The organism is Tsukamurella sputi, from assembly GCF_007858445.1.
Taxonomy (GTDB): domain Bacteria; phylum Actinomycetota; class Actinomycetes; order Mycobacteriales; family Mycobacteriaceae; genus Tsukamurella; species Tsukamurella sputi.
In genome coordinates this window covers 1-509 of record NZ_VIGV01000240.1, presented here as the reverse complement: position 1 = coordinate 509, position 509 = coordinate 1, and the positions used below count along the sequence as shown (strand labels likewise).

Here is a 509-nt window from a genome sequence, read left to right as displayed (position 1 = left end):
CGACAGCCTGGGACCACGCTCCAGCGATATCCTGCGCTACTGCCTCGGTGCCCTGGCCCTCCGCGACGACGCCTCCTTGGTGATGCTGCCGCTGCTGCTGAGCAATCCCGGCTTCCGACGCTCGATTACGCAGGTAGCCGTCAAGCGCGATCCCATCGGTGCGGGCAGTTTCTGGGCCTGGTTCGACGCCTTGTCGCCGGAAGCCGCCAGCACCGTGACGGCGCCGCTGAGCAACAAGCTGCGGCCCTTGCTCACCCCGACGCTGCGGGCTGTCCTCGGCCAAACCGCACCGCGCTTCAACGTCCGCCAAGTGCTGACCGAGAACAAGATCCTGCTGGTGCCGCTCCAAGTCGGCGTCCTCGGGCACTCCGCTGCGCAGCTGCTCGCCGCTGCGGTGCTGGCCGAACTCTGGCAGGCCATCCGCGAACGCGTGGCCATCCCTGAGGACAGCCGCACGCCGGTGCAGGTGTACATCGACGAGGTGCAGGACTTCCTGCGCCTGCCGACCA

At 68.2% G+C, this 509-nt stretch carries 1 protein-coding gene; it reads left to right on the top strand.

Going from position 1 to position 509, the window contains the following annotated elements; translation table 11 throughout:
• A partial coding sequence (locus FK268_RS23980; RefSeq protein ID WP_497997392.1) for a type IV secretory system conjugative DNA transfer family protein occupies positions 1-509 on the top strand: 509 nt, incomplete at both ends.